We start from the raw sequence: 16,703 nt of genomic DNA on the forward strand, positions 1-16,703 counted from the left end.
TCAAGGTCAACCTTTAGGAATAGCCTGTTTCACGTAAACGTCAAAGCGATTTTTCTTCATTTTGATGCTCATTGATGGCTTTTTACCGGCAATATAATCGGCGTAATTAGGTCGCTTTACCACGACGCGATAGGTTGCTAAATCGTAAGCCGGGGCAAAGAGTTGGTCGGCATCTAAATCTTCACCAACGAGGGTTTGGAACACGCGCATTTCTTTTTTTACTGCGGCAGATTTTTCCCTGTGTGGGTACATGGGATCAAGATACACCACATCGTGGTTGCCACAATCAGCCATATTATCGATTGATGAGCCGTGTTTCAGTTGCATATGCTCAACAATTGGCGTGGTTTCGTGATGGAGTAACCCCCGCTCGAGACCGTTTTCAAGTAACGCCGCAACTGCCGGTACGCGTTCATGTAAAGTGACCTGACAACCAAGACTAGCTAAAACAAAAGCATCGCGACCTAAGCCTGCTGTTGCGTCTAATACTGTAGGTGAAAAGCCGTGTTTTAAGCCCACTGCTTTGGCAATATCTTGACCTCTACCACCACCAAACTTGCGGCGATGAGCACTAGCTCCCTCGACAAAATCGACGACGATACCACCGAGTTTAGGTTCATCGAGTTTTTTCAAAGACAAGACTTGTTGCTCGACTTGCAATAAGAAATCGATATCATCGCGCTGTTTAATGGCGGCAACATCACCGATATAATCAAATTGCCATTGAGTTGCAATGCGTTTTGCTAAATCAACATCAACTTTGTCGCAGTAACCGACTACAATTTTTGCCATGCTATTCTACCTGTAGATGATTGTCGCCAGTTGCTAGTGCTACGAGGCGGCTGAGCTGCTGATAACTTAAGCCGCTTTGCTCATGCCATTGATTAAAGCACTGTTGAATTGCCCGATGGCTCGATTTGGTATTGATACCCCCGTCAATGATCTCAAAAGCGCGCATATAGGCTTCAACATCCCGAGACAGCAAAAAGGTATCTTTGCCGAGCGCTCTCAGAGCATAAGGGCCGGTATTACCGCCAAGGCGAGCGCCGTGTTTTTTTAAATAAGCCCATAAGCCGATAATATCGTTAGACGGCCAATGTTGAATAAACTGAGCGAAACTGTGCCCGTTTTGTTGCTCATTAAAGATCATTTGTGCGTTTTCTTTAATGGTTTTAACCTTGTTGAAGTTGCGAATGATACGTGGGTCGCTGGCTTTTCGCTCAAGCATTTCTTCTGGCATCATCAATACCTTCTCAATGTTAAATTGAAAAAACACCTCTTCAAAATCTGGCCATTTATTCTCTACCACACGCCACACAAAGCCACTTTGAAAGACTTTCTTGGTGAAATGTGCGAGAAATCTGTCATCACCTATTTGGCTTAATTGCGACGCGTTAGGAGCATCGCCAAGTAACAAGGTGACGTTAGCCAAATTTCCCTTTCTGTTTACGGCTCTGGCCAGTAATTGCTCAAAAGACTCTTGCGCCATAGTTTACTCAATACCGCTGTGGCGCAGGAGAGCATCAATTTCTGGTGCTCGGCCCCTAAAGGCAGCAAATAGCTCAGCAGGCTCTTGTGAGCCACCTTTTTCGAGAATGTTGGTCAAGAAAGACTGACCGGTTTCGGGGTTAAAAATACCATCTTCTTCAAATTTCGAAAAGGCGTCTGCTGATAGCACTTCAGCCCATTTATAACTGTAGTAACCGGCGGCGTAACCACCACCAAATATATGGCCGAAACTGTGTTGAAAGCGGTTAAAATCTGGTGCTTTAACAACGGCTACTTCATCGCGTATTTGGTTGAGCACTTGTTGAATTTGATCGCCTTGCTCAGGTGAGTATTGCGCGTGCATGGTGAAGTCAAATAAGCTAAATTCAAGCTGTCTTAGCATTTGCATTGCCGATTGGAAGTTTTTCGCGGCGAGCATCTTATCTAATAACGCTTGTGGCAATGGCTCGTCTGTTTCGTAGTGACCAGAAATAAAGGCTAGTGCTTCAGGCTGCCAACACCAGTTTTCCAAAAATTGGCTAGGTAATTCAACGGCATCCCAAGGTACGCCATTGATGCCTGAAACGCCGCTATCGCCAACTTGCGTCAGCATATGGTGAATACCATGACCAAATTCGTGGAATAGTGTGACAACTTCATCATGAGTGAAAAGTGCTGGTTTGTCGCCCACTGGGCGATTAAAGTTACACGTTAAATAGGCAACCGGTAACTGAATTGTTCCGTCGCTTAACTCTCGACGGCAAATACACTCATCCATCCAAGCGCCACCGCGCTTTTTCTCGCGGGCATAAAGATCTAAGTAGAAGCTACCGCGCAAGGTGCTATGTTGATCAAAAATATCAAAAAATTTAACGTCTTTGTGCCAAGTATCAACACCATCACGTGGCTTTATCTCAATGTTAAAAAGCTTGTTAACTACGGTAAATAAGCCATTTACGACGCGCGCTTCGGGAAAGTACGGACGCAGCTGCTCGTCAGAAATAGCATACCTTTCCTGTTTTAGCTTCTCGCTGTAATACGCTAAATCCCACGCGTGTAAACTGTCTTTTTGGTGTTTATCTTTGGCAAAATTAATGACTTCTTGATAGTCGGCTTGACCTTGTGTTTTCGATTTGTCGGCTAAGTCGCGTAAAAAACTAAAAACTTCATCGGTTGATGTTGCCATTTTGGTCGCTAACGACTTCTCTGCAAAGTTATCAAAGCCCAACAATGTAGCGAGTTCGTGGCGTAACGCTAATATTTCAGCCATCACTGCTGAGTTATCATATTCACCGGCATTTGGCCCTTGATCTGATGCACGGGTAACAAAAGCGCGATACATTTGCTCTCGCAATGCCTCGTTATCGGCATACATCATCACCGGTAAGTAGCTTGGAAAATCGAGGGTAAATAACCAACCTGATTTGTCTTTGCTTTGCGCAAGTTCTTGTGCCGCATCTTTGGCACTTTGTGGCAAGCCTGCTAAGTCAGCTTCATCGGTAATATTGACGGTAAACGCTTGAGTGGCGTCGAGCAAGTTGTTGCTAAAAGTTGAGCCGAGCTCTGATAGTCGACTAACGATTTCGCCGTAGCGTTGTTGTTGCGTTTGTTCTAGTGCGATACCAGAGAGTTTAAAATCGCGTAAGGCGTCGTTGATCACTTTTTGTTTTGCTTGGCTTAAATTGGCAAATTCGTCGCTTTCAGCTATTTGCTGGTAGGCCTCGTATAAACCTTTGTGTTGGCCTACATAGGTCGAGTATTCCGACAATAAAGGTAAGCAAGATTCATAAGCTTGACGCAATTCATCGCTACTCTTCACTGAGTTTAGATGACCAATAGGTGACCACAGGCGGCTGAGTTTATCGTCGGCATCGTCAATCGGCATGACCAAATTTTGCCAAGTGTAATGATTGTCTGTTGCCAGTGCGCTCTCGATAGTGTTTTTGCAGTGAGCGATGGCAGCTTCTACGTCGGCTTTGATGTTTGCTGGCGTTATTTGTGAAAAGCGAGGCAATAAATCTTGGGTTACTGATGCATTCGACATAATGAAATTCTTGTTAGCTAAGGTAACGTAATATGTAGTGATTTTACTGAGGAATTTCAAGTGCATCAGAGATAACTAAGGCAGTTTAATAACCATACATAAATTAGGCTTAAGTTGGTATTCGTGTATAATGGAAATAGATCTGCAACATTTCGATACATGGTGGTTAACGACGGCAAGGTGCTAAACTGTTGTTTAGGTGTTTATTACGAACATTGGGTATTACGTGAAGCTAGTTGGTCAATTTTTCTTACTGTATTGTTTATTGTTTGGGGCGCAGCCATCGGCTTCGGTTCACCACAGTGCTATTCATATAGGCCTTGAAGAGGGCTTAAGACAAGGAACTGTTGAGCACGTCTTCCAAGATAATCGAGGCTTTGTTTGGGCACTTAATGAAAATGGCATTGATATTTATGATGGCTATCGCTTTAGACCACTGCAGGGGCCTGATAATATCTTTGCAGATGGTTATCCTGTTGATGTTATTCAGGATAACAACAGCAATATATGGATAGCTTTTCAAGGTGAAGGGCTGTTTTTCTACGATCCGATCAATAACACTCAGCAAAATGTTTTATCTGCTGATACAGGACAAAACGCTTATATTGTTGAGTTAGCTATTGCTGATTCGGGCGAACTCTTAGTCTTAACCTCCAAAGCATTATTTACCGTAGATGTTAACAGCAAACAAGTGTCTGAATTAACTAAATTTGACGAGTTAATTAATGAAGAACACGCGCTTTATTCAATGATTACAGCAGGTTCTATGGTGTTTTTTGGGACGCGTTCAGGGTTATTTGTATACGACTTAAATAAACATCAGCTAAAACCACTACCTAAACTACTCGCCAAGCTATCAGAAGATGATGGTGAACATGTATTGGCAAACAAGGTTTATGATTTAGCGATTGATGAACAAAATACCTTATATTTAGGGACATTTCGTGGTTTGTATTCTGCCAAGGTCGATGAATTACTAAGCCATAGTGAACAACAAACAGGTACTTTTAGGTACCATCAAATCGATGAAGAAACCTCTACGTGGAGTTTGCATCTGAATGGCCAAACCTTGTTCGTTTCAGATGAACGCGGCTTATTTTCCTTCGATATAAAAACACAAGTTTACCAGTTTATAGCGGCTGCCAATCACTTAGCGCCAGAGGTAAGTGATGAACGGATCATCAACGTATCGAGTGATCACTTAGGTCGACTTTGGCTAAGCACAAGCTCTAGAGGCTTGTTGATTTTAAACCAAGAAAACGATGCCGTTCGCAACAGTTACCATCAAAAGCATCAGATTTCAGGCTTGCCGAGTACAGAAGTTTGGGCTTTCGCGCAATCACCAAGTCAACCAGAAGAGCTTTGGATTGGCACAAGTTATGGTCTTGCCAAAGAAAATTTGCGCACAGGTAATATTCAGCACTACTTTCTAGATTTGGCTAATACCTTTCAATTCGATGAAAACCATATTTATAATTTGCAGTTTATCAGTGACGACGATTTGTTAGTGCTGAGTGCTCGTAACAGCTATTTATTGAATATTTCTTCGGGGTATCGCTATTTTATTCCACCCGATTCACCGATTGGCAAAGTGTTAAATGGTGATATTTATGCCATTAGTTATGATGATGCAGGAATGGCTTGGTTAACCACTTCTGAGCAGGTTTATTACGTTGATTTTAATCAGTTTACAATTGTTAGAAAGTACAGTTTTTCCGAGCCTGAATTAGCGAATAATTTAGTCAACGTATTACAAAGAGTAGATGAAAACCGTTACTTACTCACATCGAATCAAGCGCTTTATCTATTTGACAAAACCACCGGCGCGGTTAAAAAAGTTTTTGATAACCCATATGTCAGTCAAAATGAGGCTTTGCCGTTTATCAAGTCTTACCTTGATGACGCAGGACAACTTTGGTTGTCAGTATCGAGTAAAGGCCTATTAGTGCTAAATAGTGAAACCTTTGAGGTTATTGAAACGATTAATAATGACACTCATGGTATCGATAATAATGTTTATGGCTTGGTGCCAGATGAACAAGGCGATATTTGGTTTAGTAGCCATGATGGCATCTATGTCGTCGATGCGAAAACTAAAACACTTCGTCATTTTGATCGTTTTGATGGTTTAGTTGGTAACGAGTTTAACTGGGGTGCCGCGCTAAAACTGCACAATAATCACATGGCATTCGGCTCAACGGCAGGTGTTAGTATTCTCGATCCTAAAAAATTGAAAGATAAGGCAGCAAGCCGGAATAAGTATCCTATTCAAGTGTCAGAGTTTGATGTGTTATCGTCAAGTTTGTCGTCGGCCTTATATACGGCTAATCAATCGACTATTCCATTGAGTTACGACGATATTGGCATTCGCATTGCCTTTACAGATTTTGATTTTGTCAATGTGGGTGATCAGAAGTTCTTGTTCGAGTTACAAGGCCCTGAACCAGTTGTTTTTCCGGCAACGCAAGATAACTTTATCGTTTTTCCCCGTTTAGCTTCGGGCCTTCACCGTCTTAAAGTGCAAACCATACCGCCAGATACGGGTGTGCCATCAGAGCCGTTTTACGTTAACTTTAAAGTGTCATATGCGCCATGGAAGTCGCCGATTGCTTATTTGATATATTCGCTCGTGGCTATTATTACTATTTCATACATACTTTATCGCCGTCATTTACGTCAAATTGCCCTGTTAGCCGCTCACGAAGAAGTTAAATATCGTGAAAATCGTCTGCAATTGGCATTAAAAGGCAGTAACAGTGATGTTTGGGATTGGCAAGCCAGTGATGATTTACTGTTTTCTAAACGAATCAACCAAGAACTTGGCTATAAATACGCAGAGAGTGCTTATCAATTTTCTCAGCATATTGATCTCATTCATCCACAAGACAAAGGTGAGTTTTTAAGTGCTTGGCAAAAGTTTTTACAACGCGCAGATCTCGAGGAAAACTTTAGCTGTACTTATCGTTTGAAGTCAGATTCTGGCCAGTGGTTGTGGTTTAAAGACTTAGGCAAAATTGTTGCGCTTGACAGTCAAGGCAAGCCAACTCGAGTCACCGGATCTTATACCAATATTACAGAAACTCGAGCGGAAGAAGAGCGTGCCCAATATTACGGTGCCGCTTTTGCTCAAACCAAAGATTGGGTAGTGATCATCAATCACGACTTAAGCAAAATTACCGCAAATAAAGCGATCAGAGACGTCTTTGGTTGGCAGGCAGAAGACTTGCCAATGTCAACTTTTGCTAAGACCTTACCGTTGAGTAAACGCCAATTTTACGTCGATTTAATTCAATCGTTAAAAGCGGGTGAAAGCTGGCGAGGTGATGAATTGGTCACATTGGATAATGGTAAAGAGTACCATGTTCTGATCAACATCACAGTTGGTGAGTCACACCTTGATAAACAAGCTCACTATGTCTGTTTGATCACCGATATCACCGCACAAAAAAATGCTGAGCAAGAATTGCGCTACATGGCAAACTATGATCACCTCACCGGTTTACCTAATCGCACCTTGTTGCTCGATCGTATCGAACATGCGATGACGGTAGTGCAACGTCATAACTCTGAAATGGCACTGTTGTTTATCGATCTAGATCGCTTTAAACAGGTTAATGATAGCTTAGGTCATGACTACGGTGATTTATTGCTCAAAGTTGTTACTGAACGTTTAAAGTTTGCGCTGAGATCCGAAGATACCATTGCTCGTTTAGGTGGTGATGAGTTTGTCGTGTTAATTGAAAATTACACCGCGGTTAAAGATGTCGCGAGAATAGCGCAAAGTTTAATTGATAGCTTGGCACAACCGTTTACCTTGGTCGAGCACATTGTTACGATTGGTGCGAGTATTGGTATTGCGATTTATCCAGAAAATGCTGAAGATTCGGCTGAGCTACTGCGCAGCGCCGATATTGCGATGTATCACGCGAAACAAAATGGTCGCAATCACTTTCAGTTCTTTACAAATCAAATGAATGAGCAAGTCGCTGAACGGGTCAGACAAGAAGCGCGGCTTAAATTAGCGGTTGAAGAAAACAAATTTGTAAACCACTACCAGCCAATTATTGACGCTTCAGGCTCACAGACCGTAGGCGTAGAGTTATTATTGCGCTGGCCAAGTCAAGATGGCTTGATTTCACCGGCTATTTTTATTCCAATGGCAGAAGAGCTTGGCTTGATTAGTGAGATGACCATAAAATCCTTGAATAGGGCATTAACTGATCTTGCAAGATGGCGTCAGGTCCATTCACAGTTATATTTGTCGCTCAATGTTTCTGCGGTTCATTTTCACGATCAATCTTTGATTAAACAAATCAGCCAGTTATTATCTCAACATCAGTTACCGCCTTCGGCACTCAAAATTGAGGTGACTGAATCTGCACTGATCAAAGAGCCAGAAAAAGCGACTCAGACGATGGTTGCATTGACTGACTTTGGTATTGAGCTAGCGTTAGATGATTTTGGTACTGGTTATTCGTCTCTTAGCTACTTGAAACAGTTACCTTTGGATATTCTCAAAGTTGATCGCAGCTTTATTGATGGCATTGGTAAAGACAAAACGGATCAAGCCATTGTTGATGCAACTTTGGTCCTCGCCAATAGTTTAAATATGCGCTGTATTGCTGAAGGTGTAGAAACGCAAGATCAACTAGACTATTTGCGCAGCAAGGGGTGTCAGTTTTTCCAAGGCTACTTTTTCTGTAAGCCGATGGCCGCAAGCGACATTGACATTCGGGTGAGCAAAGAAGCCAAGCTAGTAAGTAGTTAACCAAAATTGGTTATAACCTTGTAATTCATCGAATTATACCCAACTATAAAAGCAAGTAATTAAATAACCTGAACTTCTTATCCCGAGTTCAGGTTAAATAAGGTGAATTATGTCTCAACATTTCGATTATATCGCTATCGGTGGCGGTAGCGGCGGCATTGCATCAGCTAATCGGGCGGCAATGTACGGTAAAAAAGTAGCCATTGTAGAAGCAAAAGCCGTCGGTGGAACGTGCGTTAATGTCGGTTGTGTGCCTAAAAAAGCCATGTGGTATGCCGGACAAATCGCTGATGCACTAAAGTATGGTTACGATTACGGTTTTGATTTAGCCCAGCAAGGTTATAACTGGCAGCGCATGGTGAAAAATCGCGAAGCCTATATTGAGCGTATTCATGCGGCTTATCAGCGTGGTTTTGATGCTAACCAGGTCACCTTGATTAATGGCTTTGCCCGCTTTAAAAATGCTCATACCATTGATGTTGATGGGGTAGAGTACACGGCTGACAAATTCCTCATCGCGACCGGTGGTCGCCCAGCTATTCCAGATATTGAAGGTGCTCACTACGGCATAGATTCAGATGGCTTTTTTGCCTTAACAAAGCAACCAGAAAGTGTTGCAGTGATCGGCGCAGGCTACATTGCGGTTGAATTAGCAGGTGTATTTCACGCGCTTGGCACCAAAACTGATTTGGTGGTGAGAAAAGAAAAGCCATTGCGTAATTTCGATCCAATGCTTAGCGACACCATAGTCGAGCAAATGGCTAAACACGGTCCAACCTTACATACTCATAGTATTCCGAGCAAAATTGAACAACTCGATGACGGCAAGTTGGTCGTTCATTTTGAAAATGGTCAGCGATTAGCGCCGGTTGAGCAAGTGGTGTGGGCGATTGGCCGAGAGCCGGCGACAGATAACTTAAACCTTGAAGTAACAGGTGTGGCGCTTGACGAGAATGGTTTCATTCCAACGGATAAGTATCAAAACACTAACGTAGAGCATATTTTTGCGGTCGGCGATAATACTGGCCGTATTCAGCTAACACCAACAGCCGTTGCTGCTGGGCGCCGTTTATCAGAGCGCTTATTTAACAATAAACCCTATGAACATTTAGATTATAACAATGTTGCAACCGTGGTGTTTAGCCACCCAGTAATTGGTACGGTTGGCTTAACTGAGCCAGAAGCCATTGAGCAATATGGCGAAGCCCAAGTGAAAGTATATAACTCGCAATTTACCGCGTTATATCAAGCGATCACCGAAGATTATCGAGATCCAACTCGAATGAAGTTAATTTGTGTCGGTAAAGAAGAGAAAATTGTCGGCATTCATTCGATTGGCTTTGGTAGCGACGAGCTATTGCAGGGGTTTGCTGTTGCCCTTAAGATGGGCGCAACCAAAGCTGACTTTGACAATACGGTAGCTATTCACCCAACGTCTGCTGAAGAGTTTGTTACGATGCGTTAGGCTTTCTTTAGCGGTACATTAAAAACCGAGAAGGGCAATGCTCTCTCGGTTTTTTATTGGTTACTTTAGGGAGAAATTGCTGAAGTCAATTTTCTAAAATAGGGAGTTCGCCTTGTTATTCCTAGCTTATGTTTTTTTGTTCTTTTAATTTGTCATATTATTTTAAAAAAGTTTTAACATTAGACTAGTAATCCACCTCAATTCTGTTAATCTTTTTAACTCATTTTTGCACAGTTGCTGTAAAAATGAACATAATAAAAATGGATAAAAATTTTTTTATTCACAAAACAATAAAAATAACAAATGTGTATAAAAAAGGAACTTTGACTTACCTTTTTTTTAATATATTCAATCACATACATAAAATAACGGCATCAAGCATAAGGTTTGAATGTCGCATTTCTCGTGGCTTTTTCACAGAGTTATCCACAGGTGCGTTTAGTTCTTTCCACTGTTGCCAATATCGGTGGAGAGTAGGCGCGGTTTGTGGCATCCTTACCTCATTATTTTGTCACCAATTACAAACACATGACTGAGACAAACTTATCCCCAACAATTTTAGTTGATGGTTCATCATACTTATTTCGCGCTTATCACGTACCTTATTTACAAGCCCTCTCAACGCAAGATGGTCAACCAACCGGTGCAATTACCGGTGTACTTAATATGATTCGCAGTTTGCAGAAAGAATATCCACGCGCTAATGTCGTTGTGGTTTTTGATGCAAAAGGCAAAACATTTCGCAACGATATTTATCCAGAATATAAAGCTAATCGCCCACCTATGCCGGACGATTTGCGCAGTCAAATAGCGCCGCTACATGAAATTATTGAAGCGATGGGGCTGCCTTTACTGGTGATTGATGACGTTGAAGCCGACGATGTCATCGGTACATTGGCGCATCAGGCTGACCAAAAAGGCATGGAAACGATTATTTCAACGGGTGATAAAGATATGGCCCAATTGGTGACGCCTCATGTGCGCTTGATCAATACCATGACGAGCACCGAGCTTGATGAACAAGGTGTGATCGAAAAATTTGGTGTTCGCGCAGATCAAATTATCGATTACCTCGCCTTGATGGGTGACAAGGTTGATAACATTCCGGGCGTTGAAAAATGTGGCCCTAAAACGGCAGTTAAATGGCTAACTGAGTATAAAACCCTTGAAGGGGTGATTGAAAATGCCGACAAAATAAAAGGAAAAATTGGCGAAAACCTGCGAGCGGCACTGTCGCAACTACCTTTGTCTTATGAGTTAGCCACCATCAAATTAGATGTTGAGCTCGATCAAACCGTTGAACAAATTTTACCTAAACCAGCGAATGTTGAAAAACTTACCGAGCTGTACACTAAGTTTGAATTGAAGCGTTTGTTAGCCGAACTTAATGCCGGAGACAAAACTGCACCATCGCAAACATCAAGTGGTGAGGAAGACGAAGAAGAACTCTCTTTGCCGATGGATAATATCGATGCCGAATATGAGATTATTTTAACCTCTGATGCCTTCGAGCAATGGTTAAACAAACTCACTGGCGCTAAGTTGTTTGCTTTTGATACGGAAACGACTTCGGTTGATTACATGAAAGCTCAGCTTGTTGGGATGTCGTTTAGCATTGAGGCAGGCAAAGCGGCTTATTTACCGTTAGCCCATGATTATGTTGGCGCACCTGAGCAGCTTAATATTGATGACGTGCTAGTCAAACTAAAACCCATTTTAGAAAGTACTGACATTCAAAAAATCGGCCAAAACTTAAAGTACGATGCTAATGTCTTGAGCCATTACAACATTGCCCTTAATGGCGTAGCTTTTGATACTATGCTTGAGTCGTACTGTTTAAACAGTGTGGCAACGCGTCATAATATGGATGCTTTAGCGCAAAAGTATTTAGATTACCAAACGGTAAAATTTGAAGATATCGCCGGTAAAGGGGTTAAACAGTTAACCTTTAATCAGATCGAACTTGAAAAAGCAGCTCACTATGCCGCTGAAGACGCAGATATTACTTTGCGCTTACATCATGCTATTCACCCAAAATTATCGAAGTCAACTAGCCAACTAGCTGTATTTAACGAGATTGAAATGCCTCTCATGCCGGTACTTTGTGCCATGGAGCAAACGGGGGTGTTAATTGATCCTGATTTACTCCACGAGCAAAGTGATGTTATCGGTAATCGATTAGCTGAGTTAGAAGTTGAAGCCCACAATATTGCCGGTAAGGCCTTTAATTTAAGCTCGCCTAAGCAGTTACAGGAAATCTTGTTTGAAGAACTAAAAATTCCAGTTATCAAAAAGACGCCCAAAGGCGCGCCATCAACGGCCGAAGAAGTATTACAGGAGCTCGCCTTAGATTATCCGTTGCCTAAATTAATTTTAGAGCACCGTGGCTTGAGTAAGTTGAAGTCTACTTATACCGATAAGTTACCGCTGATGATCAGTGAAAAAACAGGTCGTGTTCACACGTCTTATCACCAAGCGGTTGCAGCGACAGGGCGACTTTCTTCAACGGATCCTAACTTGCAAAATATTCCAATTCGCAGCGCAGAAGGGCGTAAAATCAGACAAGCGTTTATCGCCCCTGAGCACTATAAAATTGTTGCGATTGACTACTCGCAAATTGAGTTGAGAATTATGGCACATCTTTCTCAAGACGAAGGCTTAGTGAATGCCTTTAGTCAAGGACGAGACATTCACCAAGCAACAGCCGCTGAAATCTTTGATGTCGCGCTAGAAGAGGTGACATCAGATCAACGTCGTAGCGCGAAAGCAATTAATTTTGGTTTAATTTACGGGATGTCGGCCTTTGGTTTATCAAAACAATTAGGTATTGGTCGCAAACAAGCTCAAGATTATATGGACTTGTATTTTAAGCGTTACCCGGGTGTACTCACTTATATGGAAGAAACGCGTGAGAAAGCCAGTGAGCAAGGTTACGTTGAAACGCTCTTTGGTCGCCGACTTTACTTACCTGATATTAAAGCGCGAAACCAAGCGCGTAAAAAAGCAGCCGAGCGTGCGGCGATCAATGCACCGATGCAAGGCACCGCTGCTGATATTATTAAAAAGGCGATGATCGCGGTACAACAATGGTTACTTGAACAAAACGATTCACGGATCAAGATGACGATGCAAGTGCACGATGAACTTATCTTTGAAATCCATCAAGACATTTTAGATGAAACTGTTGATAAACTGGTTGAGATCATGAATAACGCGGTCAGCTTGTCGGTACCGCTGATTGCCGAAGCAGGTGTTGGTGAAAACTGGGATCAGGCACATTAAACAACCAGTGCTCACATTAATTAATAGCTTCTCTATTGGTTATTTAGTCATCACGGTGACTAAATAACCACAAAATAAGTGGTTTTATTTCATTTTTCGGCAGTTAAACTGCTTTTGTTTTGCTTTTTTGTGAAAAAATAACACATAAATGAAAATAAATTACAAAAAGTGCTTTACAAAGCTAGAGTAGGTACTCTATAATTCAAATCGTTCCTCAACGCGAACACTTGTTGTAATAATTGTATATTCTAGCTTTCCTCATAGCTAATAAGCCGATGATTCACTCATCGGCTTTTTTTTGTCTCAAAAATTATCGCTTAACTACGCATTCGCGGCAATGCCATTACGAGCCATACTTGAGTAGTCGGGCATCTTTGCATTGTGTAAGAGGAGGTTACCGCATTCGCGGTAATGACGAAATGATGTCATACCCGAGTAGTTGGGTATCTTTGTGTTGTAAAAGAGGAGATTACCGCATTCGCGGTAATGACGAAATGGTGTCATGCCCGAGCAGTCGGGTATCTTCGTGTTGTAAAAGAGGTGATTACCGCATTCACAGTAATGACGAAATGATGTCATACCCGAGTAGTCGGGTATCTTTGCATTGTGTAAGAGGAGATTACCGCCTACGCGGTAATGACGGTAAGGTCTAAATATTACCACCTCGATAATTGCTCCCTGCATTATTCTAGTTACCTACATCCATGTCGGTATACGTGGTAATGACGAAATGCTGTCATGCCCGAGCAGTCGGGCATCTCTTTAAATAGCATGTAGCCAAAATATTCAGCAAACACCCTGTTGTAAAATTACATTTTATCTTTGAAAAAAATTTAACCCCTTTTTACTTTTTCATCAGTTATATCAATAAGCCAATTGGAATGGCGTTGTGATCACACCTTTTATTTATGACTAACGATGAGGTGGATATGAAAAAATTGATAATTATTTTACTGTTAAGTAGTGCTATGACATTGGGCTTGTTTAGTTTAATGGCATACATGGTGGCGAGTGAACAAGCACCCATTATTGATGAGCCGATACAAAAACCTGTTGCGGTGAATCAAACCCCGCCGGCGAGCGTAAAAAATGAAATGACTCGCGTGAAAATTGAGCCGCCAAAAGTCGTAGCTAAACCACCAACACAACGAGAGGTGGTGGAAGAAACAGAGCCATTAACAACTGATATTGGTGTTGTGGTACCGCAACTTAACTTAGGTAAGTCGTTAAAGACAATTAATTTTACCGGGCCGGCCGATAGTGGTGCTCGGCCAATTTTTCGCGTAAACCCCAGTTATCCACCAAAGGCTAGTCGCGATGGCATTGAAGGGTGGGTCGTGTTAGGTTTTGATATCAATGAAATAGGCGCGGTTGAAAATATTCGAGTTATTGACGCTAATCCTAAACGGGTGTTTAATCAAGCAGCTAAACAAGCCTTGAGAAAGTGGAAATACCAAGCCAAAACGCTTGATGGTAAAGCCGTTGCTCAGCATAATTTATCTGTTCAACTTGATTTTAAGTTAGATCAAAGTACCTAACGGTATAAGAGAAAGGATATCATTTGAAGTTACCGTCTAAAGTGAAGGGGTGGTTGAATATTCAGTCCCACCCCGAAGCATTGCTTAAGGCATATCATCTGCATCGTGATACTGAGGCATTAACGCGCTTGGTCAGCTTGTATCAAACAGATATTTATCACTATTTAGTGAGCCTGTCAGATAAGGATATTGCGCAAGATGCTATACAGAGCACTTGGCTAAAAGTGATCAACAGTACACCATTAAATGACTATCAACATATTAAAGCGTGGTTATTTCGCATAGCGCGCAATACTTTGTTTGATGAGTTTAACAAGCGCAACAAATTTGTTAGTGATGAGCACGCGGCTGTTGAATTAACAACCCAGCCCTTGAGCGAGCAAATAGATAAAGAGGATAAACTCAACGTGCTAAACCAAGCGTTGGCGCAGCTTAACTTTTTTCAACGAGAGGCGATTATTTTTCAACAAGAAGGTTTCAGTGTTGAGCAAATTGCCGAGCTAACCAATGAAAGTTTTGAAACCGTCAAGAGTCGGATAAGATATGGCAAAGCCAAGCTTAAGCAGTTGATAGAGGAAAACTCATGAGCAACGATAAATTTGATCAAGAGTTAACAACGCTTTTTCAACAGCGAAAAAATAGCTTAAACGTGCCTGAATTTAACGTTGAACAAGCGCTGCAAAGTCAAAGCGCCGATAAAGCTAGCGATACTCGTCGTTGGTTTAAACCCTTTGGTTTGATACTCGGTGGCTTAACGGTTTCGGCTGCAACGTTTGCTGTCATGGTTAGTATGTTAAAGCAACCCAAAATTGACCACGTACCTAACCAAACAACGGATGTTAGTGTGGTTGAGCTAGAAGTACCTACTAATACATCTGTCCCTGATACGCTACCAATACCCGAGTTACCGGTGCAACCAGAAGTACCAGATAGGCCAACTTCGGCGCACAGCCTTCCGGAGCAACAAGCGTTGACGGTGCCGAGTGACATTCACTTGATCACGCCAGCGGATTTTAGACTTGGCGAGTTACAGATTGCGCAACCGAATACCCAACTTAAACCTCTGGTGCAAAAATTACCGGTAATTGATCAACAAGCGTTTGAAGTTGGCATGATAAAGCTAGGGTTCGATATTGATCGCCAAGGGCAGGTGCGCAATGTCATCACAATGGAAAACAGTACAAACCTATTGATGTTAAAAGCAACGAAAAGAGCGCTGAGTCAGTGGCGTTATGCTAAGCCGGAAACTGAAATCAAAGGAATGGAAATTATCTTCGAATTTACCGACAAGTAGTTGGTAAGAGTACGCGTATGAAGTTAGTACAACAGGATTTAAAACAATCGACAGGCTGGCTTAGCCAAAATCAGCAAGCGCAACTGTTACCACTAATCGAACAAAGCTTTAGTGATGTTGATGCACAGGCTTATTTAACCAAGTATTTCACTGCCAACGATGCGTTTGATAGAAGGTTGCGGTTGTATTATGCAGGCGAGCGCATTGTTGGTTATTGTTTATTGACCTTGCATCATCAGCAAGGAATTATTTTAGTCAAAGCCTCTGCCGCTTTTTATCCTGAATTTCGCCAAGGCGGCAATACGTTTAGTTTTAGCTTGCTGGAAGTAACGAAGTTAAAGTTACGCCATCCATTTAGGCGAATATACTACGCCGATACTATGTTAAGTCCGGCGATGTATCGCGCGATGGCAAAAAATGTTGCTCATGTTTATCCCGCCCCGGATATGCCAGCTAACACCGAAACGCTATTCAAACAGTTCAATGCCAATGGCATTTATAGCGAGTACGCTAAGCGAACCTGTTTAGTAGACGCGGGTCGAAAAACTAATTATAGCGCTGAAGAAGTAGCAAGCTTTAAGCAAAATAACAAACCAGAAATTAGCTACTACTGCAAAGCTAATCCTAATTTTGATCGAGGTATTGCCTTATTTGTCATTATGCCAATTACCTTACGACAGTTTATAGCAACGGCTATCAAGCTATTGGTTCAATAACCTAAACTTGGGTTAACGAGTCACTTGTCAGTTGCAATTAGTGACAGTTGTTGAGCAATCAATTAACAATCATTCTATCGCTGGTTAGCACATTTCTAGGTCAAGGAA

At 42.0% G+C, this 16,703-nt stretch carries 11 protein-coding genes; 8 read left to right on the forward strand and 3 right to left on the reverse strand.

What is annotated here, in order from left to right:
- Positions 1–6: 6 nt before the first annotated feature.
- Genes LP316_RS03750 through prlC form a run of 3 tightly spaced genes read right to left on the reverse strand, consistent with a single transcriptional unit; the run spans position 7 to position 3,532 of the window.
- The gene (locus LP316_RS03750; RefSeq protein ID WP_193022750.1) at positions 7–792 is read right to left on the reverse strand and encodes a class I SAM-dependent methyltransferase; all 786 of its coding nucleotides are present in this window, start codon (positions 790–792) and stop codon (positions 7–9) included.
- A 1-nt stretch (position 793) separates the two neighbouring features.
- Positions 794–1,489: a DNA-3-methyladenine glycosylase I gene (locus LP316_RS03755; protein WP_193022751.1), complete on the reverse strand. Its 696-nt coding sequence runs from the start codon at positions 1,487–1,489 to the stop codon at positions 794–796.
- Between the two features lie 3 nt (positions 1,490–1,492).
- The gene (prlC, locus tag LP316_RS03760; protein WP_193022752.1) at positions 1,493–3,532 is read right to left on the reverse strand and encodes an oligopeptidase A; all 2,040 of its coding nucleotides are present in this window, start codon (positions 3,530–3,532) and stop codon (positions 1,493–1,495) included.
- A 226-nt stretch (positions 3,533–3,758) separates the two neighbouring features.
- Here prlC and LP316_RS03765 point away from each other — a divergent pair, with 226 nt between their 5' ends.
- The 8 genes from LP316_RS03765 (at position 3,759) to LP316_RS03800 (ending at position 16,595) form a co-directional block, all read left to right on the forward strand.
- Complete coding sequence (locus LP316_RS03765; protein WP_193022753.1) at positions 3,759–8,300, forward strand: EAL domain-containing protein; 4,542 nt, start codon at positions 3,759–3,761, stop codon at positions 8,298–8,300.
- 109 nt (positions 8,301–8,409) lie between these two features.
- Positions 8,410–9,765 carry a glutathione-disulfide reductase gene (gorA, locus tag LP316_RS03770; RefSeq protein ID WP_193022754.1) on the forward strand — a complete coding sequence of 452 codons (1,356 nt, stop codon included), beginning with the start codon at positions 8,410–8,412 and terminating at the stop codon, positions 9,763–9,765.
- A gap of 528 nt (positions 9,766–10,293) precedes the next feature.
- Positions 10,294–13,047 carry a DNA polymerase I gene (gene polA / locus LP316_RS03775; protein WP_193023797.1) on the forward strand — a complete coding sequence of 918 codons (2,754 nt, stop codon included), beginning with the start codon at positions 10,294–10,296 and terminating at the stop codon, positions 13,045–13,047.
- Positions 13,048–13,403: 356 nt separating this feature from the next.
- Positions 13,404–13,700, forward strand: a complete 297-nt coding sequence (locus LP316_RS03780; protein ID WP_193022755.1) for a hypothetical protein — start codon at positions 13,404–13,406, stop codon at positions 13,698–13,700.
- A gap of 276 nt (positions 13,701–13,976) precedes the next feature.
- Positions 13,977–14,585, forward strand: coding sequence for a TonB family protein (locus LP316_RS03785; RefSeq protein ID WP_193022756.1), 609 nt, complete (start codon positions 13,977–13,979; stop codon positions 14,583–14,585).
- A 23-nt stretch (positions 14,586–14,608) separates the two neighbouring features.
- Entirely contained in the window at positions 14,609–15,172 is a 564-nt protein-coding gene (locus tag LP316_RS03790) for an RNA polymerase sigma factor (RefSeq protein ID WP_193022757.1), read from the forward strand.
- Positions 15,169–15,879, forward strand: coding sequence for a hypothetical protein (locus tag LP316_RS03795; RefSeq protein ID WP_193022758.1), 711 nt, complete (start codon positions 15,169–15,171; stop codon positions 15,877–15,879). The genes LP316_RS03790 and LP316_RS03795 overlap by 4 nt, the downstream gene beginning before the upstream one ends.
- Before the next feature lie 17 nt (positions 15,880–15,896).
- Positions 15,897–16,595 carry a hypothetical protein gene (locus LP316_RS03800; RefSeq protein WP_193022759.1) on the forward strand — a complete coding sequence of 233 codons (699 nt, stop codon included), beginning with the start codon at positions 15,897–15,899 and terminating at the stop codon, positions 16,593–16,595.
- Positions 16,596–16,703 lie beyond the last annotated feature (108 nt).

Origin of the sequence: Thalassotalea sp. LPB0316, assembly GCF_014898095.1 — a bacterium.
GTDB lineage: Bacteria > Pseudomonadota > Gammaproteobacteria > Enterobacterales > Alteromonadaceae > Thalassotalea_G.

Bases quoted from the DNA above. Each gene is read 5' to 3' on its own strand.
- LP316_RS03785 (WP_193022756.1), top strand. From the start codon at position 13,977: ATGAAAAAATTGATAATTATTTTACTGTTAAGTAGTGCTATGACATTG.
- prlC (WP_193022752.1), bottom strand. From the start codon at position 3,532: ATGTCGAATGCATCAGTAACCCAAGATTTATTGCCTCGCTTTTCACAA.
- LP316_RS03795 (WP_193022758.1), top strand. From the start codon at position 15,169: ATGAGCAACGATAAATTTGATCAAGAGTTAACAACGCTTTTTCAACAG.
- LP316_RS03750 (WP_193022750.1), bottom strand. From the start codon at position 792: ATGGCAAAAATTGTAGTCGGTTACTGCGACAAAGTTGATGTTGATTTA.
- polA (WP_193023797.1), top strand. From the start codon at position 10,294: ATGACTGAGACAAACTTATCCCCAACAATTTTAGTTGATGGTTCATCA.
- LP316_RS03800 (WP_193022759.1), top strand. From the start codon at position 15,897: ATGAAGTTAGTACAACAGGATTTAAAACAATCGACAGGCTGGCTTAGC.
- LP316_RS03755 (WP_193022751.1), bottom strand. From the start codon at position 1,489: ATGGCGCAAGAGTCTTTTGAGCAATTACTGGCCAGAGCCGTAAACAGA.
- gorA (WP_193022754.1), top strand. From the start codon at position 8,410: ATGTCTCAACATTTCGATTATATCGCTATCGGTGGCGGTAGCGGCGGC.